Raw genomic sequence first — 25,301 nt, forward strand, 5'->3', positions numbered from 1 at the left:
ATTTTTCTCTCATTATACAAGAAAGACCCTATAGAATAGACTTTTTTTTAAGTGTCTATTCTATAGGGTACATTTTACCAGTTTCCATTCCTTCAAATCCTTTTCTCATCTTTAAGCTGACACCATAGATAAAAAACTACAAATATATACAAATCCAAACAAAAAAAGCAGGAATTTAAACTATAAACTTCGAATGAATTATAAAAAAGGATAAGGAGTGATTTAATGCAAAGTATTAGTAGTTTTACAATACGATGTGCAAGCTTTTTGTACGAACACATCATACTTTATTTCATTTTATTAGCCTTAAACATAACATTCAGTGTACTACTTATGGATTTGATCAATTCGATTCCTACTGCAGAAGGAGCTGTTGAATCCTTTAAATTACTAACCGGTTATTTTTTCGGAAATTCTGAAGGATTTTGGAAAACAATTTTGCTCTCTTCCTTAAACGGAGTAATTTGGATTTTATTATCAATTGTTCCTATCATGCTCGCAATAGCTGGAAGTGAAAACTATAGCCAATGGCTTAGAATTCCTTTATTTATTTTCGGCTTTGCCTTTGTCATTACTGGTTTATATTTTATTGGGCATGCTCTTAGCCTATTTGGAACATTACTTATAATAATGGGTATTATATGGTTATTTGTGAGGGTCTTCAGCGAATAAGCTAAGACCTTTTTATACATAATATCCTCTTCTAAAACAAAAAGCCGCGTAACGTTCGGTTACTCAGATTCTCCTTCTACCATAGGTAGATGAGCTTAATTATGCAATTTTCCTTCGTCATTTCTTACGGAATTTTTTGTTCTTCTTTGAACCGACACTATAGGTAGGCACGTATCAGCTCAAAGAAGAGCAAAAGCTCTCCTCGACCGTTTAGACTAATAATCTAGTAATTCTAATTACGGATTAAGAAATCAAGAACATTTTTATTTGCATAAGGTTCGTAACATCTTATACAAACGGAGTTTTCTAATGGTTGCTAATTGAACCGCTGATGTGAAAAACAACGCTCATTCAATCATTTACCATAGAAACTGGTTCCGGCTTTCATATATAGGTGGCATTATGATGACAAAATAAACTGTTTTAAAATAAAAAAGCCTCTTTAATTTACAAAAAAGAGACTTTCACCCACTTGTTGTGCAATTTTTTTATCTGCTCTACGCAAATGTTGCTGAATTGTAGATCTTGTAACACCTCTCATTTCTGCAATTTCCTCTTGTGTAAACATCCCCACTTTATACATTATAAATATTTCCTTTTCCATTTTTGATAAAGTAGACAAAGCATCATCTAACTGTATCTTTTCCCATGTTGTAATTGCATTTTCTTTTTGTTCTTTATCCCATTCATACTCTGTTTCTTTACTTCTTAAATACCTTTGTATTAACAACGGATTTACTTTGACATCTCTCTGATAAGATGCTCTCCGCTCAATCCCTCTTTTAGGTTCTGGCTCTCTTCCGTTCCTCATCCAATTTAGTGAATACTCAATGTCACTAATCATTCTATTAATTATTTTCTCCTCTTGTTTCGTTGCCTTTTCTTTTGCAGTTAATAATTGATTTAATGTTTCTTTATATTGCTTGATTAAGTCTATCATGCAGTTTGCCCTCCTTAGAATAAAAAAGGACGCTGATTAGTTGTAAGAAAATATTCTTTCTTACAGTTAATCAACGTCCTCAAATGCGGACTATTTTCTTTTTGTTTTTATGTCTTATTTCGGTATGTGAAATTATTTATTTTAACCCTCTCTTTTTCATTTGAATGTGTAAGTTACCTGTAGTAATACTATATTTCTTTGCAATTTCAACGTATGTAAGTCCTTTATTACTCAGTTTTACTGCATTTTTACATATTCTATTCCATTCTTTAGCTGTTCTTGGTTTCTTCTGTTCAATCCCTAACCGACCACCTAATAGAACACCTAGTTCATTGATTCGTATTCCTGTTTCACAATTTGTCCAACAATGCGCTACATCCCTACTATATCTATAAGCGCACCCTATGCAGTGTTGCTCTTGTAAATCTAAAATTTGAATACGAACTTCTTTTTTACTCATATTACAGACCACTCCAACTTATCTACATAATGCAGGTAATCTACTAACGCTCGATCAGTTGGTTTTACTAAATAAGCTCTATCATCAAATACTGCTCGTGGAATGGATTTTCGCCCACCTAATTTCGCATCATGAATGTATTCTTTGATTACTTCAAATGGAACCAAGAAAACAGAATGTTCTATACTAAATTCAATTAAGAAGAAACATATTGCTCCGAGTTTTTCTGCTTGCTCTAAGTATTCAATTTGATGTGATGATATATTCTTTAACGCAAAACTTGTCTTATTCGTTGTCGCTTTTGCTTCAAATGCTAACATTCTACCTTTGTATATACCGTCATAATCAACAGTTGATTTCTTTTCAAAATAACCTTCTTTAATTCTTCCATCTTTAAATAGTTTTGTCACAACTACAGGTGTAGCTCGCTTTGTAATTAATGCAATGTTTTTTCGCTTGTACATTTCGTTTGAAAAATTAATCAAAGTTTCAAACGCAGCTCCATGATCTCCACTATATGCCATCTTTATTAACCTCACTTTCTATTAAAAGAATTATTTGTTTAAATTTTGCTTAATTCTTACCAATAATTACCTAAAAATTTTAAAATCGTTATATAATAAATTTAATTTGAAATTAGGAGTGATTAAAGTGCCAGATACAATACGATTCGTTCTTTTCACCCTTATAAGTAACTAGTGCTATTTTCTCTTTAATAAAAGAGTTAAAAAAACCTGAGAAAAAAGCACTTTGGATTTCAATAGAGTTTTTAGTTCTTTTCTGGGCGATATGGATAATAGCAAATATCATAATCTAATTTGTATATTTTAACTCTTTTTGAATACTAATCGTGATTTTGTACCATACTAACCAGAAGCAGTTATCTTAGCAGTGATTTCTGCTCGGAATCTTTTGTCAAAAAGGGAGCGGTTAGCTTTTGCTAACTGCTCTTTTATTTCCTCGCAACGCCTTTTGGACAAGCACGTAAAATGTATGGCAATTCTCCTGTTTTTGATAAACCAAAGTCCCCTAATCTGGACACCATTACCACGGTATATTCTTCCCCTTTATAAAGTACTTTGTCACCTTTTAAAATGCCGTTATAACCAACTATCCTGTTGTCCCCATACATTGCTATTGTTTTGATTTCATCATTGTTTTCATTTGTCTCATGCCACTCTATATCTCTCAATATCCATCCCTCCTTGAATAAATCCCTAAATCTTGTCCATACTATAAATACACTTAAGTACCGAACTTCCTTCTTAACGTTTTTTTTGAAAGCAGTTAGCTTTTGCTAGCTGCTCTTTTAATTGCACATTTTTGTCTTAATGCTCATATATTATTGAGAATAAAAACCATCTCATATTAAAGGAAAAATATTCTTTTCCACTACTCCACTCCCTCTTTAAAGAATACTGTTTGAATAAGGGCTTTAAAGAGGGAATACATTTAAAAATCTTGGTTATACTGTAAACAGGCTCATGAAAAGCCAATTTCCAATTTTACTAAAACCCACTCTATATCTATTCCCTTGGGCCGAGCAGTTAGCAGAAACTAATTGCTCTTTTTATATTGAGTTAATAATAAAATTTAGGTCTTTTTTTCTTTTTTACATCATATACTTCTAACCTACGTATCCAACTCAAAGTGTTACCTCCTATCTTAAAGAGCACTAATACATGGTGCTCTTTTTGTTTTCCGAATTAATACAAAATAAAGTTTTTATTTAGCTCAGCTTCACTTCTACATAATATTTTTTAATTCTGCTTATAATATAGTTGTAACTTAAAGTTACATATCATTTACTTGTAGGGCCTAATTTTCTTTTGTACAACGAGCAGTTAGTTTTATTAACTAGCTGCTTTGTTGTGCTTAATGAAAAATTTTTTAGCTTTCTTGCATAACATTTTTGCTTCTGCTCATACTATAGTTGTAACCATAAGTTACAAAGTATTGTGGGTATCGTCATTGTTGGACAACAAAGCAGTTAGTTCATTGAGCTAGCTGCTTTATTATTTTATTAAGCACAAAATAGCGTTTTGTTTGAATTTAATTCGATGCGTTAAACTCTGCTGCTACACGCTCACACAAATATGATATTTGCAATGGATCGGATACAGTCGAAGCAAGCAATTCTTCATAATCATTGTGATTTTCCATTAACGGGAGCAAAAGCTCTCTACATAGTGCCAATTGCTCTAAAAGTTCATTCTTTTCTTCTTTTAACTTTTTGGCTTTTCTTTTGAATTGCTCGCATTCGTATTGAGAGCACCGTATGACACCTTCCATTTTACTTTTCGTTTTTACCCTCACCTTTTTACTGGTATCATGTAACAAATCCATTGTTTCTTTATGATCTCGTTCGCTTTTCTCTAATACCCTTGCAACCTTATCATGACTTTGTTTCCAATCGTCAATTTCTTCTTCCACTCTTTGCAAAACCGTTAATATATCGACTATATCCGAATCATCCATACGAGTTACCATTTCATTTCTAAGACGATCTTTTAATTCCTCAATTTCCTTCATTCGAATCCTTCCTTTCTCTAAAATAACGATTTTATTTATTTTTCTTCACATTCACAATCATGCAAATCGCCACCACATTCATTACAAACACAATCACAAAACGCTATTTCTTTATCACACTGATTACAATATTCGATTGATAAGTATGTCATTTTATCCCCTCCATATCTTGCATCACTAAATACAAATATTGAGTTGTACTTTTGATTTACTTAGTGTTATAATGCGAGAGATCAATAGTTACATTCACTGATCAACCTCATGTAATTTTAATAAAAGTTCTCAAGATTCAGCCCCTAGCAGCGCACCGTTAGGGGCTGAACTCTTTCCAAATAAAGATTTTATTTAATTCCCATTCATCTTTTAGATTTCTTTGAATACATTAATATCATAAGAAATTCAATATGGTGCTCTGGTCCAGTTACCTTGAATTTCTTGCAGACCTTGAGGGAAGAATCCGTTTATAGTAAACGGGTTCTTTTATTTTTGGTCATACAATAAGAATTTTGTCTTTATATTTATCTTCTTTCCAGTCCCACTCATCCCATGTAGGCCAGGAACCTTTCTACCTGTTGCTTGCGCATATGTTTGACGCTCCACCTTCGCAAGAACTACTCTTTCATCACCTTCAAATTCACAATCGTTATCCTGTACATAGCCTTTAACCGATTTAACATATTTTTCATATTCTTTTAGAGCTTCCTCATGATCTTCAGTAATTAAAACGATACCTTCTTCATAATCGTGAATCATCCACATACTTATCTCTCCTCTTTTACCAAATAACTATTTTGCTATACTTCTTGCACTTTAAAATGAAACAAGCATATATTGTAGTATGATGTTTCATCACTCATATGAGCCTCCTTTTTTCCAGAGTACATATTCGATATGTACTCTTTTGGTAATACTATAAAGTAACGCTTTTTAGTCTTCACTCTTAATTTCCTTTGTGCAGGCGAAAAGATTCTTGTACAAAATAATGCTTTAGTTATAAATTTTATTAAACCTCTTCCGTGCTTGTTATTTCCACTTCGTTTTTTCATTACTCATCTTCTGTTACCTCATTTTTTAATAAAATTTAAATTGTATGTTAATTACTAGCACAGACTGTTAATATTTATTTTCTTTAAAAGAAAAATAATATATAATAAAAATGCAAATCATCGTTTTGCACACAACTAATTTTCTGTGCGACATACCTTTTATTGATGCTAGGAGAAATCCTAGCATTTTTTATTTAATATCTCACAGCTAATCGTTTGAAATTCTCTTCGTTCTTTTTCTTATACCTCTGAACTACGTCATCCCATGTAAAACCTGCAAATTCAATAATTTTATAGAATAAATCCATCATCATTATTAAAGGTCTTTTTGCACCAATAGAGTCCTTAAATTCGACTTTTCCAATCAGATGATTTACATTCTTATCCATATGGAAGAACGCTTTATTAAAACCGTTTATTTTAGTTTCTGTAATATAAATTGTTCGAAGAAGATTTTTGATTTTAAAGTCCATAGCAACCGACAACCAAAAGTTTAAAATATCAACCATTTCTTCTAAAAATGTATCGTCAGGTTGCTCAAATTTTGTAGACCACATTTTAAAAGAATTTGTTGCATTCCAGGCTTCATTCACTTCATTTTTTAGCGCGTAAACCTTGTTATACAGCATGTCATAGCGAGCATAGTTTTCTTTATGCTTCGCTATAATATTCTTGTCTAAAACCCTTTGCATTTGGAATAGTTCCGTTAAATCAATACATCTATTTTTCATGTAATTTCTCTCCTACTATTGAAACTTATTTATCTGAACGATTTCTTTTGTTAACCTTATCTGCTGACCTAAAAGCAATCATAACCATCAATACACAGAATATTGAAACTACAAATCCCATGATTTAACCAGCCATATCTTCAGCAAAGAATAGAATTTCTAAATTTTCTATTGCAACCTCATATATTTGATGCGAGTTCATGATTTGTACAGTTGCTCTATCGTTTATTACGTGTAAAACACGAGATGCATACACATCATCAGTTACAACATCACCAGAACGATACTCATTTGGCTTACGTCCCTTTTGTGCAAATACACGTCTTACACTTTCTGCGTTGATCTCTTCTACTGTTGCATACCTACATTTATTCGCATGATTGTAGCCCCAATCACCATGTATCGCTCCTTCACATCCCCATGTTCCCCATAACTCTACTTTGTTGTTAAGTGTATCTTTAATCACTCGTTTAACTTGTGTAATGACTTTGTTATCCTTCAATTCGCATACAACCCATTGACCAGCAGTCACTTTCTTTTCATCAATTTGTAAATTCATTCCCTTTCTCTCCTTAATTAAAGATTTATGAATTCAAACTAATTTGCTATATAAGTTAACTTTCTGCACTTCATTCGTTCTTCTCTCGATGGAATAACTATCTTGGACCAATAAGATCTTTCTTTTCCCTTTCTTCCACGCTCAGATGCTGACAAAATTGGTGTTGAAATTGCCTCTTCTAAATCCCATTTATATCTCTTCACACGATCATATAAAGTTTTATAACTTATTCCATTCTCCTCAGCACGTTTCACCTGTTCCTCAGTAAAAGTAGGTGCCTTTTGAGGATTCTTCTCTTTTGCTCTTGCTATTATTTCATCCTGAGTAAGTGGTGGGATTGTTATAGCATCAACTAACCCCCATCCCCTTTTTCTCCTAGCGGAAAATGTTTGTCTACTGATTCCATTTTTCAAACTAATATTTTTAATTTTCGTCCATTCCGATGGCTCTTTTTGAGTAGGTATTGTGATTGCTTTTTCTTTATCCCAACATCCTCTTCGTATCCTATACTCTAATGATTTTCGTTTTATCCCATTCTTTTCTGCTACTTCGTATTCTTCTGGAGTTATATAATAATCATATGGATTCCACATAAATATCTTCTCCTATTCAATTGTTAGTTAAGTGCTTGAATTTCTTTTAACGATCTATTCGAAACTTCAATACTACGAATCTTAAAACTATAATTCTTACGATATTTTTCACGAATTTTTAATGCCGCTTCTTCTTTCGTTTCAGCTTCACAAAATTCTAATTTGAATCCCGACTCTGTAACAATGTCCACCATGTATGTATCTATTAGTGGCTCATAAATAAAATCATGATCTATTGTGATTTGTTCAGTCATTTAACTCACCTTCTTCTATCGGTGAAAGTGTAATAATCATTTGTTGCTCTAAAACATTTCCAATCACAGCATTCATCCATAGATTAGGATTCATTTTTCTCATTAAAAATTCGATGACTGTAATTAACTCTTCGGTAGATAAGGAAACAAATTTGCCTAAAGGTTCTTGATTGAACTTGCCACCACGTTTTTCAATCTTTAGAGCTACTTCGTTGTCAATTACGTATCTTTTTGCAGTTACTAAATCGAATTGACGGACTTTTTCACGACCGAATCCTTTTATTAATTCCTTTAGAACATCGTGAATGACACGAAAATCTAACACTTTTACTTTCTGTTCAAGCTGCTCTCTACACTGCTTGCATACAATCCTCTCCAAACCAGAAATATATATTTTACTCATATCAGACTCAGGAAAAGGATTTTCGCATTCGTAACACTCTTCTCCAATTACATCTTCAAATGGATTTAGCATGTAAATCGCTCCTATGATTTATATTTGTTTAGCACTTCTTGCAATCTCTCACGCTCTTCATCAATAGATTGCGAGTTTTGCTTTTCGATTTCTTTTTTAGTTGACTCAGTATCTTCCCGTAACCAATCTGGAACAATTTCTTTTCTATTTGAACGACCTGGTCCCGAACCATTCAATCGCTTGTTCTTACTCATTTCAAAGCGTCTATCTAATGCAACAACATCATCTAATGTTTTTACTTTTTGCTTTTCCCAGCTTTTCAAAATGGCCTTAATGTAATTCCATTTTGGCTTATTTTCATCAATAGCTTTGTGAACAGCATGTTTAATTAATTCGCTACCAAACAAATCACAGAACTCTCCTAATTCCATAACGGCAATTTCACTTAACGGAATTCCTTCACTTTTTAAAAAGTTATAACTGACTTTAAATTCTTCATTGACTAATACATGTGATTTCGATTCTTTATTATCATCATGATAATAATTAGTATTTTGTATATTAGTATTTAATTTATTAGTACTTAGTAGTGTCGGATTTTCCACATGTAGGTTTCCCACAAGTGGCTTTTCCACATCTGGGTTTTCCACATGTGGAATTTCCATAAGTGGTTCTTCCTCATGTGGTTTCCCCATATCTGGTGTTTCATAAATTTCAGTTTCCCAATTTGTTATCTTCTTGCTCTTTTCATCACGAACAGGGTAACGCTTTATATATCCTAGCGCTTTTAACTCTTTAAACCCTGAACGTAATGAATCTTCTCCGTCCTTAGCATGTTGAGATAACTCACTTATATGAAAAGTCCAATTATCAGGTAATGTAAGTGCATAAGCTAAAATCCCTTTTGCCTTCCAAGACAACCTTTCATCTTTTAAACCGGTATTATTTATGACAGAATAATTGCTGTCTTTTTTCACTCGGATAATCCCCATAAAAGCCACCTCATAAATTCTCAAGAACTATATTTAATGTTATACTTATCATGTAATATTTTTTCTAATAGGACCCGTTGCAGCGGGTTCTTTTTTATAAATTCCGTCGAATACTATCGACAACTTCTTTTCTTCCTCCCACTTCTTCCAAACGATCTGCTACTTCTAAAACTTGTTTTCTTTCTTTAGAAGAATCATTTTTTATTTTCTTGAAATACATAGCTGATAACTCCTTTGAAATTTCTAAATCTCTGCTATTTTGCTTTTGATATAAATCGTGAAGTTCAACATAAGCAATTTTGTCGCCGTTTCTATTGGCTTGCTCCATTTGTTTATATAAAAGTTGTCGGTTTTGTATACATTCCTTACGCTCTTTTTCTAATTTTGATGCCATCATCAAATGTTCTGGAAGCACTCTGTTTTCGGTTCCCATTGTTTAAACGCTCCCTTTCTAAACGATCACTTTCATCAAACTTTCGTTCAATGAAAGTACCGCCTTTATAAACTACATACGCAAGTACCGCTATCCCAAATCCAAAGATACAGACATTCGTTGTACTTTCTACCGTTATAATGTCCATTAGGCTAAAATAAACACCTTTTTAGATTCCACTTCTTGCGATAATGCGTTATTTAGGTACTCTTTAATGTTATTCATCGCTTCTAATTTCCAAGCCCCACCGTCAGCTTCAAACAAACCACAACGAGCACCTTCACGCATTCTAAACACAAACTTACTTTCTGGTTGTTCTACTTCAACAAACGTTCGATATGGGCTTAATTGCACTGGATTAGGTACTTTCGCATTCCCTCTACTCGCAACTCCTGTTTTCACTGTTACAGCTTGCGATACACCATCATCTCCAATTTCCTTTACATCATTTTCTACGACAGTACCTACTACCTGTAAAACAATGTCTCGATGATTGTTTTGTACAAAACCCGATTGCAATGCAATATTAAATTCTTCTCTGTCATAAAAGCTTCCAAAATTAAAACGTGGAATAGATGCTTGTGCTTGGATATAAGTACTTCTAGCCTTATCCCCATTAACAGCAGTAAAGCAACTCACCGTTGTTGGGTTTACAATATGAATCATTACAGGTTCAGTTGTATCAAATTCTGCTTTCACATAACCTACTAGACCAGATAAACTACGAACAATAATTTCCGCTGGTGTTGGTTCTTGCACAAGATGTAATCGTTGTGTTGAATATGTCTGTTCACCGATTTTGTGTGTTTCAATTGTTCCAATCTCTAATACCTTTTCAATTGCTTCTCTTGTCATAGTCATTTTTTATTTCCCCTTTACTTAATTAGATTTAGTTTTCAAATAATCGATTACTACTGTTTGCTTATCAGCAGCCTGATTTTGTTCTACTTCTTCTACAGGTTGTCCAACATCTGTTTTCACATCACCCTGTAGATCCATATAAAACTGCCCTTGAATTCCAGAAGCTAATTCTTGTCCAACTAAATTTCCGTTTTGGTCCATATCTAATAGAATCTTAGACTCTACCGCTTCTGTTGGTGCTAGTTTCGAAGTTGCTTGAACCTGACAATTCCATACATCACGCTTTTTATCACCAGCAAACGAAAGTGTTAAAACGATTTTTCTTGCTTTTTTCGGATCAGTATTCAAATCCGCCATATTTTCCATTACGCGCTCAAACTCTTGATGAAACCTTTCAGCAAGCGCTCCATCAGCAAATGTATTTAAATCAATCATGACTTCCATTGCTTTTCCCACCTAAACCTTTCTTCTTAAAATTCAACATCCACTTGAATATCGATATTCATAGGGATTTCTTGCGTTACACGAATTGATTTGGGACTTACACCTTTTTGAATTAACTTTTTAACCTCTTCTTTCGCAGCATCTTTTGAATTAAATTCACTGATACCTGGAAAACCTGCGAAATTACTTGTAATCACTAAAATCTTTTGTTGCATGATTGCTCCTCCTATTGAACTTCCGCCATATTTATTTGTGCATTTGTAGCTGTAATTTCTTCTTCTAAAATGATTGGAAGTGAATATTCTTCATTAATGATTTGAATAGCTCTATCTAAATGATGACGTTTAATAGCTTTATAACTACTAATTCCAAACTCTCTATGTAATTGACTGTAAATATCGCTATACACTTTTTTTCTAAGGCTAACATCCCGATAAGCATTAGATTCCTTACCACCTAATAGAAGAACACCTAACTTTCTTACAACCTTTGATACTTCATCACATTCGATAGCATATAAAGGAGCGTTTTCTCGTAAATCTTTCACATCTGATTTAATATCTTGAATTTCTTGTTTTTGACCATCTAAAACATCAAATGTGAGTTTCAAAATACTCATCGGATCTTTAGGAAGTTGTTGCTGGTTTTGTATGTGTTGTTTCATTCTTTTAAACTCTTCAATAAACTTAATTTTCATTTGAACAGCTTCTTTTGTGTTGTAACTCATTGCAACTAGCGTGAAAGCTTCTTCTGTTAAGTTGTACTTAAGGTATTTTCGTCCACACTCATTTTCATAATTTGACTCGTGAAAATTCACGAGTGAAAATTCAGGTCCCGCATATTCAATTTGTTTTCTAATATCTTTCAATACATTGTCATGTGTCTTTTCAAACATTTCAGCAATCATTAAACTATCTGTTACTACTTTTCCGTTGTTTTCAAATACTAATGCTTGTTCGTTTGCTGCTGTTAATTGATTCATGTTACTTTCCTCCTCTACAAACTCGGAATAACCTTAATTTCATTCGTATTACGATGTACCAAATGCAATTCATGATTTACTTTTTTAAAAATCAACCAATTATCGGGATTTAGATTGTATAATTTAATATGCATTTTTTCTTTTTTTGTTGGCTTTTTACCATTTTTCATTAATACTAACCTCCTTATAATTCATCAAAATACTTATTAAGAAATTCTTTCATTTCTTTTGCTTTAAATAACCAACGATTATTTTTTTGTTTAGCAAAAATCTGCACTCTAGGATCACAAACGACATATTCCATTAACCAGTCATAACTTCTACTTGTTTCATATTGAAGTCTTTTCATATCCCACCAAGTACCAATTCCCATATCTGCTAAACGTTCATTAACTTGACGAGAAACTTCTTTTTGCAAGTAGTTATCATCGATAATAACTTGCACTGTTGCCGTCATTACTAAATCTCCTCACTTTCCAATATTCGATTTATTTTTTCTTTCACTTTTTTACCTTCTCTTTTACCGTGTAAAATATCAGAGAGATATGGACCAGAAACGTTAAGCATTTTTGCTAATTCTCCTTGCTTCATTCCATTAACAAATAGCCACATTTTCACTTTCTTACCAAACTTTTTATCCATATCCACACCTCCTCCTATACATTTAGCTAATTTTTTAGCTTTCTATTGACTATTTCTATCCAATTAGATAAAATTAAGGCATAGCTAAATAAACCAAATTAAATTACCTTTTAAACGTTGAGGGACGTGCTATATAGGTTTAATTTGTAATGGTTTTGAGGCTAAATAATTAGCTTATGAACATAGTTTAATATCCGGACGGATAAAAGTAAACATTTTTATCTATCCATTCGGATAAAAAATGTTCTTAGCTTTATTAAGGGTGGCTCAAATGTCTACATTCAACATAATTAAAAGTCTTGCGAATAAGAAAGGAATATCTTTATCTGATTTAGCAAAGCAACTAAACATGGGGGAAAATTCTATATATAAGTGGAAAACACAAAAACCTGCTGTTGATAAACTACAACTGGTGGCAGATTATTTCGATGTAAGTGTTGATTACCTATTAGGTAGAACTAACAAAGAGTACTGGGAACTTACAGAGAAAGATGAAAAAGATATACAAAAAAAGTTAGAAGAGTTAATAGAAGACATGACTAAAGCCGACGCTCTCGCTTTCTCTAAAGACTCTGAACCAATGTCAGAGGAAACTAAGCAGTTATTAATTGTGTCATTAGAAAACTCTCTTAGATTAGGAAAACAAATGGCCAAAAAGAAATTTACACCTAAAAAATACAGAAATGAAGGTTGATTGGAGTGGATCTAGTTGGTTTCAAAACAGCAAATCAATTTAAAAATAGACGAACTACTTAGACGATATAACACCAGAGATCCGTTCCTTATCGCTGAAGCAAAAGGTATAGTCGTTATCACAGAAGCCTTAGGGGATATTTATGGATACTACCACAAAGTATCTCGTATCCCTTTTATACATATTAACGAACGACTTTCATACCAAAATCAAGTTTTTACTTGTTTTCATGAATTGGGTCATGCCTTATTTCATCCAAATGAAAATACACCTAAATTATCCAAGGTGTCTCTTTGTTCTGAAATTCGTATAGAAGCTGAAGCAAACTATTTTGCAACGAGATTTCTTATCGATGGAAGTCATCATGATTACTACATACAAACAAAGCAAGAGTTATTACAGCATTATGGAATACCTAAACAAATGGATAGATTTATTTAGAATCTACTATATATTTTTACGCAAAGACAGAACAAACATTCTTATAAAATATAGAATGGAGTGATTAACGTGGCTAGTTTTAGAAAACGTAATGATAAATGGGAATATGGAATTAGGTATAAAGAAATGGGGAAATACAAAGAAACATCCAAAGGTGGATTTAAAACAAAAAAAGAAGCTCAATTAGCTGCTGCTAAAATAGAAGAAAAATTAGTGAATGGGGGCAATATACAAGACGGTAAAATAACTTTTAATGAATATCTTTACGAATGGTTAAATGTCTTCAAAAAAGGAAATGTAGCTCCAAGAACTTACATGGTCTACGAAAAAAACATTAGACTTCACATCTTACCTGTATTTGGAGAATTAAAGTTAAAAGATTTAACAAGAATTAAATATCAAAAATTTATAAATAACCTATTAGAAAAGTACAGTAAGAAAACGGTAGAAACAATTAATGTCACAATGCACCATGCGTTAGATACAGCTGTTAACGAACTTGGGATTTTAGAAAAAAACCCAACTACAAAAATTAAATTAAGAACAACTCGTGTTTCCTCAAAAAATGATGATATAAAATGCTACGATATAGATGAACTACATCAATTCTTAACTTACATCCTTAATGAGAAAGGAGGCTTTAAATACTATTCTTTATTCATGTTTCTATCTCGCACAGGTCTCCGCATTGGTGAATGCTTAGCCCTTCAATGGGAAGATATTGATTTTGAAGAACAAAAATTATTCATCAACAAAACATTAATCACTACCAAGAGAAATGAAAAAATCTTATTCGGTCCACCTAAAAATAGAAGCAGTAAACGAACTATCTCTTTAGATTCTTCTACCATATCTCATTTAAGAAAAATGAAAATAGAGCAAAATAAAAACACTTTGAAGAACGGTAAATATTATAAAGAGTATAATTTTGTATTTACACATGAAGATAATTCTTGTATGCTACACCCAGCAACCCTAAAATTCTTACAGCAAGCTTGTAAGAAAGGAAATTTAAAATACATTACCTTACACGGATTTAGACATACACATGCCGTTCACTTATTACAAAGTGGGGCAAACCTTAAATATGTTTCAGAACGTTTAGGGCATTCCTCTATAGACATGACTGCAAATGTGTATCTTCACATAACAAAATCTATAGAGGAAACTGCCGTAAACCAATATGACGAATTTTTAAAATCTCGTGGGCAATTTGTGGGCAAGCAACTTTAACAATACGCTAAAGTCACTTGTCACGATAGGTTTCAAACTTAGGTTTGTAGAACGAACGATTATCAAGAGCAAAGACACGCTCTGTGTATTCGCCTGGTTTTGTGCGTCCTAATGCGCGGTCCATCATGTTCATTTTTGCATCTAAGTTATCGATGTAATGCAGAATTTCTGCTTCTTTTACTAATGGTGGTTTTGGACTACCCCATTCTGCTTTTCCGTGGTGAGAAAGCACGATGTGTTGAAGAATTAATACTTCTTCTGCATCGATTTGCAGCTCGTCTGCTGCTTTGCCAATTTCGTTCACCATAATCGAAATGTGTCCTAATAAATTTCCTTCTAACGTATACGTTGTAGAAATTGGGCCAGACAACTCGATTACTTTACCAAGGTCATGTAAAATAACGCCTGCATATAGTAAGTCTTTATCTAATGATGGATATAGATTTGAGATAGCTTTCGCTAAATCAAGCATCGATACGACGTGATAAGCTAGTCCAGATACGAACTCGTGATGGTTCTTCGTCGCTGCTGGATAGTCTAAAAATTCGTTTTGATGCTTATTTAATAAATGTCTTGTTAGACGTTGAATGTTCGGGTTTCTCATTTCAAATATGTATTGCGTAATTTTCTCAACCATATCTTCTTTTTTCACTGGTGCTTTTTCTACGAAATCTGAGATATCCGTAACTTCATTTTCATTCGCAACACGAATTTGTTTCACACGTAATTGAATACGGCCTTTGTAGTTTAGAATGTCACCAGCCACTTTCACGATTGTTTCCGCTACATATTGTTTCTCAACTTCTGGTGATACATCCCACAATTTCGCTTCAATATCTCCACTTGGATCTTGTAAGATTACTGTTAAAAATGGCTTTCCATTGCTTGCGATACCTTTTGTCGCTGTTTTAATTAACAAGAAAACATCGACTTGTTCACCAACTTCATACTCTGCAATTTTCTTTTTCATTCGAATTCCTCCACCAAATCAGTTACTTTTAGTATAGCACACTACAACTCATTTTCTTTACGCATATGTGTTAATTTTACAATCTGTTTTTCTGTAAAATACGCGAGTAAATGCGCATGACATGTAAAGAATATGACTTGTCTATCCTTTGCAATTTCCTTTATAAGTTCAATCGTCCGATTCGTCCTTACCGCATCAAAGTGCACGAAACTGTCATCAATAATAAATGGATAATCATGCTCAAATGTGTTCGCTAATGCAAATCTCAGCGATAAATACAACTGCTCAGCTGTCGCTTGGCTTAGTTCATGACTATAAAAACGCATACCGTCGTTACGCTCAACGATGAACGGCTCCGCCTCTGACGGTGAAAAGATTTTACTATATCGTCCGCCCGTTAAATACACAAAATACTCTTCTGATTTTTGTAAAATACGAGGAAGATGTACTTCATGATAATATTGCTTCGTTTTCGTTAACACTGTCTTTGCGGCCGCATACGCAGCCCACTTCTTCACTTGCTCACGCACTTGCGCTTTTTTCATTTCCCATTCATGCATTAAATCACCGTACGTACTACCTTCTTCTAAATTCGCAATTTCCATACGATGCTGTGCAATACGCTCTGTCAGTTCTTTTTCTTGTGCCAGACAGTTTTGCGCGGCTGTCAGTTCTTGCTTTAATTTTTCATCATAACCGTCAGCTTCATAATGTTCAGCTAATGATAAACTCGTTAAACGTTGTTCTAAAAGATCAATTTGCGGTAATAAACGTCCTACTTGCTTCTCCACATCTTCACGTTTTTCCGCTAGTTTACCTGCTGCTAAAAACATCTCTTCATTTGTAGCTTCTGCAATATGCCATAAACTGTCTCGTTCTACTAGTAATTGCTTTAATTGTTCTTGCATAAACTCATATTCTTCTTGCCATTCCGTCAGTTTTTCTTTTAACTGCTTACAAGTTTGGCGTTTTTCTTTCTCATTTTGCATACGACTTTGCGCCTCGTGCAGCTTACTATACTCCGCGCTACCGATAACAGTTTCTAGTTTATGTTCAAATTGCGAAATCATTTCATATAATGAAGATTTTCGCTTGCCTTGCTTCTCTAATTCACGATATAATTGCTGCATTTTTTCCATACGCTCAAACGCCGGCAATATGTGTGCATATGTATAAAATTCAGGGAACGTATAGCGCTTCTTATATACATTTACTTGTTCGCTCATGCGGAACGTTTCTCTCTCCCATTCCTCATACGATGAAACGACTTTATCATACGCTCGCTCCATTTGCTGCAATTTATAAGACTCACGCTCAAATAATTTACGTATCTCTTCGTCTTTTTCTAACTCATAACGAACGGACATCGCTTCTTCACTTTGTCTCCCGCCAGCGCTTTGCTGAAGAGTAAGGAGCTCTTCTTGTAACCCACTTGACGGATTTTTATATAAAACAAGAGCAAGAACAATCCCTACAAAAACAATGACACTAATAAATAAGAGCGGGCGGTTATCTATAAATAAGCTCGTGAATAACACGCATGTGTTAATAAGAAGTAACAGAAGACAAACTCTTTGCCACTGCTTTTTCTTTTGCATAGCCGCTCCTGCTTTTTCCTCATACTTGCGCTTCATTCTCTCAGCGCCCATACCGATAAACGCCGCATCTTGGAACGACTTTTCTTTCTCGGCTAACGCACTTCGCTCTTCATCCGCTAACATTTGCTTCTGAATCTGTCTTATATTTTCTTCTTGTTCTTCTAATTGCTCTTGCGCTACTTTAAAATGATCATCAAGCTGTGCTTTTTGCGTTTCTAATTCACGCGCTTTTTGCACTGCTTGCGTAATTAACTCTTTCGTTGCCAAACTCATATCAAACGAAAGAACTGTTTCTTTTTCAAAAGTAGCACCGATTTGTTGCTCTAGTTCTGCAAGCTCTTCTTTTATATTCGTAATCGTTCCTGTTATATCACGCATTTCTTGACGTGCATTTTCATACGACATATGCTGCATACGAAGTTCTTCTACATAACTTTCTTTTTGTAAAAATTCTTCATCTATTTGAATCGATTCCATTTCCAATTGCACTGTCTCTATTTTTTTATGGAGCGAATCAACTTGCAACTGGAGCGGCTCCATTTTTCCCTTAATCGCTTCATAACGCGCCATTCCGTTTACCGGAAATTGTCCGCTCTCGTTCTCTAACACTTTCTCATACGCACGTTTTTCAATAACGAGGGGCTCAAGCGCTGCTAATATTTCATAATCTTGCTTTCGTTTTTCTGCACTCTCTTTTTCTGCGCGAACAGAAGCAAGCTTCTCTTCACTTTCTTTTAACTGTTCGACCTGTTTTTCATACGTGCCAATTTTCCCTTGCCACTCTTTCATCTTCTCTTCAAGTTTCTTCATCTCTTGCAGTGACACATTAATTTCCGGTTTACGCCCGCTCGGCTTAAAGCGCTGATCCATTTCTTTTTCTAGCTTTTTATCTAACTGCAATAGCGCATCGCTTCCGACTGCACTTGCCGAAAATAAATAATTGCCGATATCCGCTTCGCCAAGCTGATGAATATTTTGAAGACCATGCATATCAAAAGAAAAGACCGATTCAAATAAACTTTCATTCATCCCGGTTAATATATCGTGTAAAATTTCTTCGCCGCCCGTTTTCCCGTCTTCAAAATAAACAGTTACCTCACCAACAGCCGTCTTTGGCAATCGTTCAATTTTCAAACGGCCGTACTTCTCTGTTTGCACAGTGATTGCTCCGCCATACTTCCCGCCTTCTTTCGGTTCATAACGGCGCTGTCCTCTCGTCGGAAAACCGAATAAAATACTTTTCATAAACGAGCGAATTGTTGATTTCCCTGCTTCATTTTCACCGTATAACACCGTCAGCATTGAAAGGTCCATTTCCACATTTTCTAATTTTCCGTACCCATAAATATGGAGTTTTTCCATTCTCATTTTTTATCCCTCTCTTGCTGGAATAATTGTTCTAAAATAATATTTTCCGCTTCCTTTTGAATCTCTTTCTTCTCTTCTTCTGTAAAAGATTCAATACTATTACGCGCTACAGGAGATGTCCAAATGGTGCGCAATACGCCGTCCATATTTGTGAAAGCTTCTAACTCCTTTAGCACACTACCGACGAAATGATTTTCTTCTTTCAAACGTTCGATTTCCGCAAAAGAGACCGTCTCATTTTTCCACTTCATCGCATACACGAAATCTTTTCGCTCTTCGCCAGCTGCTAAAATATGAAAAATTTCTTCAACACGTTTTTCATCACGCAAATAAGGAGAAAGTGGTCCCTGCCCTGTAAATACGGCAGTTAAAAGCGTCCCTTCCTCTTCTCTTCGACATTCATTCATCGCTGTTGACACTGCTGTCATAAGATCATCAACAGTTTCAAGTCCATCAATATTCACTTCTATCTCATCCCACACAACATCTGCCGTATGGAAAAATGAACATTGCGTTCCTTGTTTCGTAAGTTCAATCAGGTACGCACCCTTCTCGCCTATTTCCTTACGATGACGACCTTGTATGTTCCCTGGATAAACGATGTATGGCTCTTCTAATAAAATTTCACGTTTATGTATATGGCCAAGAGCCCAATAATCAAACTGATTTTCTTTCAGCTCACGAATTTGAAACGGTGCATAGCGATTATGCTCTGCATCCCCTTCCACACTTCCGTGAAGCATGCCAATATGAAAAGGCGCATCACTCATTTTCGTATACTGCGCTGTCATATTATCCGTTACCGCTTGCTGCAAATAACTAAACCCGTAAATAGAAGCTAATAGCTCACCATTTTTATAAAATGATTTCTCTTCTACGTAAGGCTCCGTAAACACATGAACATTTTCCGGAAACTCAATTGCTGCCCAGCTTCCCCCTAAATGATCGTGGTTACCGTGAATAATAAAAACAGGGATATCGTACTGCGAAAGTCTCTTCATTTGCTCGCGCACAAACACTTGCGCCCTCAAACTTCTCGTCTCCGCATCATACAAATCCCCGGCTAGTAATACGAAATCCACGCGCTCTTGAATCGCTTTATCAACAATACGCTCGAACGATTCAAACGTACTTTGCTTCATTCTCTCCCAAACAGACTGTGGTACATTCATCTCCATTCCTTTAAACGGACTATCTAAATGCAAATCAGCCGCATGTATAAACTTCACTTGTTTCACAAATAACGATCCTTTCTTTTTCCGTACTTTACTACGAATAGTAAATCTAGTGCTCATAAAACTTTCTCTCTATTTTACCACGCAATGTCATATATTTCTTTGCATATTCTAGTGATTTATGCCAAAATAGTTATAAGATCCTGATTTTTATTATTGGAGGGAATTTTCATGGGAGTATACGTTCTAACAGTCTTTGAAAAAGATGGTTCAAAAGCATTAGACGAATCATTCGAGGCGGCAACTGAAAAAGAAGCGAAAGCAAAAGGTGAATCTATTTTACGAGAAAAAGGATTGTATGAAAAAACACATCGCTGCACATCTACTGCAGGTAAGCTCGTTTTATTCCAGCGCTAAAAAAAAGAAGCGTCATCCGCTTCTTTTTCACTCTACTATATCTTCGTCACACCACGTAAACACCACATCTAGAATGCGATTACCGATACGTACGCGTTTATTCCATTTTCCTGTTTGGATCTGATGTTGCAATTCTGCTTTCATCTTTTCCGTCCAGTCGTGAATCGTTTCACTACCGTCGTACGGATATACGCTCGGAAACTCTTTCTGCAGTAGATGCAAGCTCTCTGCATCAAAATGAAAATGGAAGAAGTAGTTTGCTGTAAGCGATGGTTCTTGCAATCGTAAAAACTGATCATCAATTTGCTTTCTATTTCTATAGAAAGTAAAGATATTCACTTTACCGCTCGTAATTTGGTCAATTTGAATTTCGTGCTTCTCTATAATCACGTCTTGTCCACCTCGTTATATACTATCTTTAGTATATATGTCTTTTGCAACAAAGTTAACCATTTTCGCGCGAAATTCATTTCCTTCATTATATTACCTGTACCTCCATATGCAATCAGAACAAATAAAACAAAGTTGAAGGGGAGCGATCACATGTATTTCGGAAGCAAGGGTTGGTATGTAAAAGAACTAAAAAAATTAGGTATCCGTACTTATGAAGGCAAAAAACTAGAATCGTATCGTACGCATGTGTTATCTAGTTTACTTGAGAGAATGAAGAGAGCTTCGGCTTAATAAAAAATAGAAGAGGCCACTTTTCAAGTGGCTTCTTGTCAGAGTATTAGGAAACCCTTCCATGGTAGTATCTTTATCCATCTCTTTAACATAAGGTTTATCCGTGAGAATTAATTCCGTATGCTCACCAATCCACTTATGTATCCATAGCAAATCTAGCTGCTCGTAAATCAGTGTCATTAATTTCAAATCCACCTCCTTGTAAGGGTTCAACTGCAACATCAACTAGTGTAAAATTATGTCTTTCATTCACAAAGACATTTTTATTTTCCATTAAACCTGCTATGTGCATGGCTATCAATAATCATATTATTCTCCATCCCTTACGTTTTTTTACTTTGTTGCCATTTTTCTTTCTTCAAATACTTCCGTAGCAACTGTCAAAATCGTATTTAAAGCTATTGGAAAACCACCATAAATCAACATTTGCATCATTACTTCTACAATTTCTTCTTCTGTCCACCCTACATTTAAAGCTCCATTAATATAAAACTTAAGTTGTTGCGTATTTCCTAATACCGTTAACCCAGCTACTGTAGCTAATAGACGAGACTTTAAATCTAATCCTGGTCTTGAAAAAATTTGTCCGTAATTAAATTCAACAGCTAATGTGCCTAAATCTGGTGCAATAGAATCTTTAAAACTATCGACAATCGCTTGATAATTCTCCTCGTCTATTTTTTTCAGAATATCTAGACCTTTTTGATAATTCTCTCCATTCCTTACCATTATGCATCGCCCCTTTTCATATTTTCAACCATTTTTAAGCTCTTAACCTCATTTTTCATGTTTAAAAGACTCGTAAATCCTAAACTCACCATCACCATACCTGTTATGCAAACTCCTAGCCAACCCCAATTGCTCCAAGCTAATACCCCTATATACGATCCAAGTGCCCCACCTAAAAAAGTGGCTACCATATACAGTCCATTTAATCTACTACGTTTATCTGGGGAGAGCTGAAATATTCTGGCTTGACATGCAACTTGATTTGCTTGTGTACCTACAGTTACTAATAATGCAGATAAAATTAAAGCAGTTAACCAGTAGCCTAACATAATAGAAATAATAAATGCTATGAATGTAATTGTCATACAAAGAGTATTCGCATAAATTGGACCCTTTTTATCAATTACCCGCCCAATTATAGGAGTAGCAAATGCACCTCCTATTCCAACTAACCCAACTAATCCTACAACATCACTTCCATATGAATAAGAAGGTGATTGTAGAAGGAAGCCAAGAGTTGTCCAGAACACGCTAAATGCACCAAATATCATTCCTTGGCTTATACAAGCTTGACGCAGTACTTTTTCTTGTATAAACATGGGGCCTAATGAAGTCAATAACTCACTATACTTCATAGAAGCAACCCCTTGACTTTTGGGTAGTAAAAGTCTTGTGAGTACAATGATTACCAGCATACTTGCAAAGGAGACCCAATACATTGCTCTCCAACCAAAATGCACGTCAATCAAGCCACTAACAAAACGTGCTCCTAAAATCCCACATACCAAGCCTATGGCTACATTTCCTAGGACCTTTCCGCGCACCTTTTCATCAACCAAACTAGCTACAAGGGGTACAATTATCTGAGGAATAACCGTACAAATCCCTATCAAAAAGTTGGTCACTACAAGCCAAGTCACATTTGGTGAAATAGCGGCTGCTGCTAGTGAAAGACTTACTGCACATAGCAACGTTAAAATTAATTTTCTTCTCTCAAATATGTCCCCAAGTGGTACTACTAAAAGATTCCCTAAAGCATATCCTACTTGTGTTAAAGTGGCTACAATACCAATAGATGCTGCTGCTACATTAAATGTCTTCCCCATGCTTACAAGCAAAACCTGATTTAAATACACATTCGCCACTGTAAATCCACAAGCAACTGCCATGAAAAAGATTACTCCCTTTGTAACTCTTGGGTTTTCTTGTACAGAAGCATTGGCTTTATTCACTTTATTCACCCCCTTTATCAAAACTACAACTTTAATATAAAACAAATATTTTAATGTAAATAGATATCCAGTTATACTAGTATTAACAGTACTACCTTAAAGAAAGGGGCTTTTTATGAACAGTGAACAGGAAAGAAAAAAAGAACTCGGAAATTTTTTGAAGTCTAGACGCAACCGACTTTCTCCACAAGATTTTGGATTACCAATTAGTTCACGCAGAAAAGCCAAAGGATTACGTCGTGAAGAAGTAGCACAACTAGCTAATATTGGGGTAACTTGGTACACGTGGATTGAACAAGGCCGAGATATCCAAGTCTCAATACAGGCTTTAGAAAGTTTAGCTGATGCCTTACGCTTAGATAAAGAAGAACGTGAGCATATGTTTTTATTAGCTCATCAACAGTTACCTCCTGAAAAGCCTTTAAAAACTGATGACGAAGTAAGCCCTGTACTACAAAATTTTATAGATGATTTAAAGTTTTACCCGATATATGTAACAGATCAACTTTGGGATGTTGTAACCTGGAACCGTGTTGCAAGTGCAGTATTTGGAGATTTTGAAACTATGAGTTTCAAAGAAAGAAATGCAGTTTGGAGATGTTTTGCCTCCCAAGAATATCGAACCTTATTAGCAAATGATTGGGAGGCCCATGCAAGGAGACTTTTAGCACAATTTAGAGCTACATGTAGTCGTTTTGTTGGTGAAGAATGGCTCAAAGAAGTAGTGGAAGAATTAATGGGTATTAGCGCAGAGTTCCAAGAATGGTGGCCCGCTCACGATGTTCTCGGTACACCGAGTGGAAAAAAGGAAATCCATCATCCAATAGTAGGCACACTATTATTCGAACATATTACATTCCGGGTGTATGACGCTCCAGACTTAAAACTAACTATGTATCGACCTAAAGACCCAGAAACTTTAAATAAATTAAGACAATTACTACAATTAACTTCCAATTAAATATAAAATACATACTCATACTGATTATTAACATAAGGCCTACACTGCAAATTATGCAATACTAGGCTAAACCTTACAAACTAGAACGAGAAGAATAATAGCCTTTTGTTCCCTTTTATTCATTTTCAACAAAATAGCCCTTCAAACTAAAAATGCTATAATAAACCCAATCAAACTAAGGGGGAACATTTATCGTGCACGGAAAACACATTCAATTTCACAAGTTCGGCAATCCAAAAGATGTACTACAAGTTGAATATAAAAATATAGAACCATTAAGAGATAATGAAGTGCTAGTTCGTATGTTAGTTAGACCGATTAATCCATCTGACTTAATTCCAATAACCGGAGCGTACGCACATAGAATTCCGTTACCTAACATACCTGGTTATGAAGGTATTGGCATTGTAGAAGATGTAGGGGCTTTTGTTTCTAGAGAACTTATCGGCAAACGTGTTTTACCGTTACGCGGAGAAGGTACTTGGCAAGAATATGTGAAAACATCAGCTGATTTTGTAGTCCCTATTCCTGATTCCATCGATGATTTTACAGCGGCACAAATGTATATTAATCCTCTTACGGCGTGGGTTACATGTACAGAAACGTTAAACTTACAACAGAATGATGTTTTATTAGTGAATGCTTGTGGATCCGCAATTGGTCATCTTTTTGCGCAGTTATCACACATTTTAAACTTCCGACTCATTGCCGTGACAAGAAATAGTAAACATACAGAGGAATTACTTGAGCTTGGTGCCCACCATGTAATCGATACTTCCACTACCCCGCTTTATGAAACCGTTATGACATTAACAAACGGGCTCGGCGCGGATGCTACAATTGATTCTATCGGGGGATCAGATGGAAATGAATTGGCTTTCTCCTTACGTCCAAACGGGCACTTTTTAACGATCGGCCTTCTATCAGGTGTACAAGTTAACTGGGCAGAGATTGTCACGAAAGCAAAAGTGCACGCGAACATATTTCATTTACGGCATTGGAATAAAGAAGTAACGCCATATAAATGGCAAGAGACGTTTCGTCATTTAATTCACTTAGTAGAAAATAAGCAATTACGTTTTATGAAAGTACATTCTACATATGACTTAGCGGATGTGAAAGCAGCAGTTGATGTTGTGCAGTCTGCTGAGAAAACGAAAGGGAAAGTCTTTTTGACGAGTTATTGAATGCACATGAAGCGTATAACAAAGAACTACGTTTAAATAACAGTGTTTGTTAGAAC

General features: G+C 34.9%; 36 protein-coding genes. 8 read left to right on the forward strand and 28 right to left on the reverse strand.

Going from position 1 to position 25,301, the window contains the following annotated elements; genetic code table 11:
• Positions 1–225: 225 nt before the first annotated feature.
• Positions 226–672 carry a hypothetical protein gene (locus PDQ33_RS17880; protein WP_270756357.1) on the forward strand — a complete coding sequence of 149 codons (447 nt, stop codon included), beginning with the start codon at positions 226–228 and terminating at the stop codon, positions 670–672.
• 442 nt (positions 673–1,114) lie between these two features.
• Here the strand turns inward: PDQ33_RS17880 and PDQ33_RS17885 are convergent, their stop codons facing one another.
• The 21 genes from PDQ33_RS17885 to PDQ33_RS17985 all read right to left on the reverse strand — a co-directional run bounded on the left by PDQ33_RS17885 (position 1,115) and on the right by PDQ33_RS17985 (position 12,556).
• Positions 1,115–1,612: a sigma-70 family RNA polymerase sigma factor gene (locus PDQ33_RS17885; protein WP_270756358.1), complete on the reverse strand. Its 498-nt coding sequence runs from the start codon at positions 1,610–1,612 to the stop codon at positions 1,115–1,117.
• A 136-nt stretch (positions 1,613–1,748) separates the two neighbouring features.
• On the reverse strand, positions 1,749–2,072 hold the full coding sequence (locus tag PDQ33_RS17890; protein WP_270756360.1) for a hypothetical protein: 324 nt from the start codon (positions 2,070–2,072) through the stop codon (positions 1,749–1,751).
• Entirely contained in the window at positions 2,069–2,596 is a 528-nt protein-coding gene (locus tag PDQ33_RS17895; RefSeq protein ID WP_270756361.1) for a Holliday junction resolvase RecU, read from the reverse strand. The genes PDQ33_RS17890 and PDQ33_RS17895 overlap by 4 nt, the downstream gene beginning before the upstream one ends.
• Before the next feature lie 428 nt (positions 2,597–3,024).
• The gene (locus PDQ33_RS17900) at positions 3,025–3,264 is read right to left on the reverse strand and encodes a hypothetical protein (protein WP_270756363.1); all 240 of its coding nucleotides are present in this window, start codon (positions 3,262–3,264) and stop codon (positions 3,025–3,027) included.
• 860 nt (positions 3,265–4,124) lie between these two features.
• On the reverse strand, positions 4,125–4,604 hold the full coding sequence (locus PDQ33_RS17905; protein WP_270756364.1) for a hypothetical protein: 480 nt from the start codon (positions 4,602–4,604) through the stop codon (positions 4,125–4,127).
• A 480-nt stretch (positions 4,605–5,084) separates the two neighbouring features.
• Positions 5,085–5,363, reverse strand: coding sequence for a hypothetical protein (locus tag PDQ33_RS17910; RefSeq protein ID WP_270756365.1), 279 nt, complete (start codon positions 5,361–5,363; stop codon positions 5,085–5,087).
• 481 nt (positions 5,364–5,844) lie between these two features.
• On the reverse strand, positions 5,845–6,381 hold the full coding sequence (locus tag PDQ33_RS17915; RefSeq protein ID WP_270756366.1) for a dUTP diphosphatase: 537 nt from the start codon (positions 6,379–6,381) through the stop codon (positions 5,845–5,847).
• Between the two features lie 124 nt (positions 6,382–6,505).
• Positions 6,506–6,940 carry a hypothetical protein gene (locus PDQ33_RS17920; RefSeq protein ID WP_076872331.1) on the reverse strand — a complete coding sequence of 145 codons (435 nt, stop codon included), beginning with the start codon at positions 6,938–6,940 and terminating at the stop codon, positions 6,506–6,508.
• Positions 6,941–6,978: 38 nt separating this feature from the next.
• Positions 6,979–7,533, reverse strand: coding sequence for a hypothetical protein (locus tag PDQ33_RS17925; protein WP_016718586.1), 555 nt, complete (start codon positions 7,531–7,533; stop codon positions 6,979–6,981).
• A 23-nt stretch (positions 7,534–7,556) separates the two neighbouring features.
• The gene (locus tag PDQ33_RS17930; RefSeq protein WP_270756367.1) at positions 7,557–7,787 is read right to left on the reverse strand and encodes a hypothetical protein; all 231 of its coding nucleotides are present in this window, start codon (positions 7,785–7,787) and stop codon (positions 7,557–7,559) included.
• Positions 7,780–8,262 (reverse strand): hypothetical protein, encoded by a 483-nt coding sequence (locus PDQ33_RS17935; protein ID WP_270756368.1) that lies wholly within the window; start codon positions 8,260–8,262, stop codon positions 7,780–7,782. Before PDQ33_RS17935 ends, PDQ33_RS17930 begins: the two co-directional genes overlap by 8 nt.
• An 11-nt stretch (positions 8,263–8,273) precedes the next feature.
• Positions 8,274–9,194 carry a DnaD domain protein gene (locus tag PDQ33_RS17940; RefSeq protein WP_270756370.1) on the reverse strand — a complete coding sequence of 307 codons (921 nt, stop codon included), beginning with the start codon at positions 9,192–9,194 and terminating at the stop codon, positions 8,274–8,276.
• 94 nt (positions 9,195–9,288) lie between these two features.
• A complete protein-coding gene (locus PDQ33_RS17945) occupies positions 9,289–9,588 on the reverse strand; it encodes a hypothetical protein (protein ID WP_270782914.1) in 300 nt (99 codons plus the stop codon).
• On the reverse strand, positions 9,560–9,775 hold the full coding sequence (locus tag PDQ33_RS17950) for a hypothetical protein (protein ID WP_270756373.1): 216 nt from the start codon (positions 9,773–9,775) through the stop codon (positions 9,560–9,562). The genes PDQ33_RS17945 and PDQ33_RS17950 overlap by 29 nt, the downstream gene beginning before the upstream one ends.
• Positions 9,775–10,488, reverse strand: a complete 714-nt coding sequence (locus PDQ33_RS17955; protein WP_270756374.1) for a hypothetical protein — start codon at positions 10,486–10,488, stop codon at positions 9,775–9,777. Before PDQ33_RS17955 ends, PDQ33_RS17950 begins: the two co-directional genes overlap by 1 nt.
• 18 nt (positions 10,489–10,506) lie before the next feature.
• Positions 10,507–10,932, reverse strand: coding sequence for a replication terminator protein (locus tag PDQ33_RS17960; RefSeq protein ID WP_233935355.1), 426 nt, complete (start codon positions 10,930–10,932; stop codon positions 10,507–10,509).
• A gap of 26 nt (positions 10,933–10,958) precedes the next feature.
• A complete protein-coding gene (locus PDQ33_RS17965; RefSeq protein ID WP_270756377.1) occupies positions 10,959–11,147 on the reverse strand; it encodes a hypothetical protein in 189 nt (62 codons plus the stop codon).
• Between the two features lie 11 nt (positions 11,148–11,158).
• The gene (locus tag PDQ33_RS17970) at positions 11,159–11,914 is read right to left on the reverse strand and encodes a Rha family transcriptional regulator (protein ID WP_270756379.1); all 756 of its coding nucleotides are present in this window, start codon (positions 11,912–11,914) and stop codon (positions 11,159–11,161) included.
• A 14-nt stretch (positions 11,915–11,928) separates the two neighbouring features.
• On the reverse strand, positions 11,929–12,084 hold the full coding sequence (locus PDQ33_RS17975) for a DUF6906 family protein (protein WP_270756381.1): 156 nt from the start codon (positions 12,082–12,084) through the stop codon (positions 11,929–11,931).
• A 14-nt stretch (positions 12,085–12,098) separates the two neighbouring features.
• On the reverse strand, positions 12,099–12,371 hold the full coding sequence (locus PDQ33_RS17980) for a DUF771 domain-containing protein (protein ID WP_000127561.1): 273 nt from the start codon (positions 12,369–12,371) through the stop codon (positions 12,099–12,101).
• Positions 12,372–12,373: 2 nt separating this feature from the next.
• Positions 12,374–12,556, reverse strand: coding sequence for a helix-turn-helix domain-containing protein (locus PDQ33_RS17985; protein WP_270756382.1), 183 nt, complete (start codon positions 12,554–12,556; stop codon positions 12,374–12,376).
• A 271-nt stretch (positions 12,557–12,827) separates the two neighbouring features.
• On the opposite strand from PDQ33_RS17985, the gene PDQ33_RS17990 reads away from it, so the two are divergent.
• The 3 genes from PDQ33_RS17990 to PDQ33_RS18000 all read left to right on the forward strand — a co-directional run bounded on the left by PDQ33_RS17990 (position 12,828) and on the right by PDQ33_RS18000 (position 14,924).
• On the forward strand, positions 12,828–13,250 hold the full coding sequence (locus PDQ33_RS17990) for a helix-turn-helix domain-containing protein (protein WP_270756384.1): 423 nt from the start codon (positions 12,828–12,830) through the stop codon (positions 13,248–13,250).
• A 15-nt stretch (positions 13,251–13,265) separates the two neighbouring features.
• Entirely contained in the window at positions 13,266–13,691 is a 426-nt protein-coding gene (locus PDQ33_RS17995) for an ImmA/IrrE family metallo-endopeptidase (protein ID WP_270756385.1), read from the forward strand.
• Between the two features lie 69 nt (positions 13,692–13,760).
• Positions 13,761–14,924, forward strand: coding sequence for a site-specific integrase (locus PDQ33_RS18000; protein WP_270756386.1), 1,164 nt, complete (start codon positions 13,761–13,763; stop codon positions 14,922–14,924).
• Positions 14,925–14,937: 13 nt separating this feature from the next.
• On the opposite strand, the gene yhaM is transcribed toward PDQ33_RS18000, so the two are convergent.
• Genes yhaM through PDQ33_RS18015 form a run of 3 tightly spaced genes read right to left on the reverse strand, consistent with a single transcriptional unit; the run spans position 14,938 to position 20,098 of the window.
• The gene (gene yhaM, locus PDQ33_RS18005; RefSeq protein ID WP_270756387.1) at positions 14,938–15,894 is read right to left on the reverse strand and encodes a 3'-5' exoribonuclease YhaM; all 957 of its coding nucleotides are present in this window, start codon (positions 15,892–15,894) and stop codon (positions 14,938–14,940) included.
• Between the two features lie 41 nt (positions 15,895–15,935).
• A complete protein-coding gene (locus PDQ33_RS18010) occupies positions 15,936–18,860 on the reverse strand; it encodes an ATP-binding protein (protein WP_270756388.1) in 2,925 nt (974 codons plus the stop codon).
• On the reverse strand, positions 18,857–20,098 hold the full coding sequence (locus tag PDQ33_RS18015; RefSeq protein ID WP_270756398.1) for a metallophosphoesterase family protein: 1,242 nt from the start codon (positions 20,096–20,098) through the stop codon (positions 18,857–18,859). The genes PDQ33_RS18010 and PDQ33_RS18015 overlap by 4 nt, the downstream gene beginning before the upstream one ends.
• 168 nt (positions 20,099–20,266) lie before the next feature.
• On the opposite strand from PDQ33_RS18015, the gene PDQ33_RS18020 reads away from it, so the two are divergent.
• Positions 20,267–20,452, forward strand: coding sequence for a YhzD family protein (locus PDQ33_RS18020; RefSeq protein ID WP_000539554.1), 186 nt, complete (start codon positions 20,267–20,269; stop codon positions 20,450–20,452).
• Between the two features lie 27 nt (positions 20,453–20,479).
• Here the strand turns inward: PDQ33_RS18020 and PDQ33_RS18025 are convergent, their stop codons facing one another.
• Positions 20,480–20,842 carry a hypothetical protein gene (locus PDQ33_RS18025; RefSeq protein ID WP_000582792.1) on the reverse strand — a complete coding sequence of 121 codons (363 nt, stop codon included), beginning with the start codon at positions 20,840–20,842 and terminating at the stop codon, positions 20,480–20,482.
• Between the two features lie 153 nt (positions 20,843–20,995).
• On the opposite strand from PDQ33_RS18025, the gene PDQ33_RS18030 reads away from it, so the two are divergent.
• Positions 20,996–21,136: a YflJ family protein gene (locus PDQ33_RS18030; protein WP_000273537.1), complete on the forward strand. Its 141-nt coding sequence runs from the start codon at positions 20,996–20,998 to the stop codon at positions 21,134–21,136.
• Positions 21,137–21,272: 136 nt separating this feature from the next.
• Here PDQ33_RS18030 and PDQ33_RS18035 read toward each other — a convergent pair whose 3' ends face one another.
• The 3 genes from PDQ33_RS18035 to PDQ33_RS18045 are packed head-to-tail and all read right to left on the reverse strand — an operon-like array spanning position 21,273 to position 23,034.
• Positions 21,273–21,437, reverse strand: a complete 165-nt coding sequence (locus PDQ33_RS18035) for a hypothetical protein (protein WP_154214273.1) — start codon at positions 21,435–21,437, stop codon at positions 21,273–21,275.
• A gap of 32 nt (positions 21,438–21,469) precedes the next feature.
• Complete coding sequence (locus PDQ33_RS18040; RefSeq protein ID WP_270756389.1) at positions 21,470–21,865, reverse strand: carboxymuconolactone decarboxylase family protein; 396 nt, start codon at positions 21,863–21,865, stop codon at positions 21,470–21,472.
• Positions 21,865–23,034 (reverse strand): MFS transporter, encoded by a 1,170-nt coding sequence (locus PDQ33_RS18045; RefSeq protein WP_270756400.1) that lies wholly within the window; start codon positions 23,032–23,034, stop codon positions 21,865–21,867. The genes PDQ33_RS18040 and PDQ33_RS18045 overlap by 1 nt, the downstream gene beginning before the upstream one ends.
• Positions 23,035–23,212: 178 nt before the next feature.
• Here PDQ33_RS18045 and PDQ33_RS18050 point away from each other — a divergent pair, with 178 nt between their 5' ends.
• Together PDQ33_RS18050 and PDQ33_RS18055 are read left to right on the forward strand one after the other, a co-directional pair.
• A complete protein-coding gene (locus PDQ33_RS18050) occupies positions 23,213–24,058 on the forward strand; it encodes a helix-turn-helix transcriptional regulator (RefSeq protein ID WP_270756391.1) in 846 nt (281 codons plus the stop codon).
• 194 nt (positions 24,059–24,252) lie between these two features.
• Positions 24,253–25,245 carry a zinc-dependent alcohol dehydrogenase family protein gene (locus PDQ33_RS18055; protein WP_270756392.1) on the forward strand — a complete coding sequence of 331 codons (993 nt, stop codon included), beginning with the start codon at positions 24,253–24,255 and terminating at the stop codon, positions 25,243–25,245.
• Positions 25,246–25,301: the final 56 nt, after the last annotated feature.

The organism is Bacillus cereus group sp. Bc031, assembly GCF_027716265.1.
GTDB lineage: Bacteria > Bacillota > Bacilli > Bacillales > Bacillaceae_G > Bacillus_A > Bacillus_A paranthracis.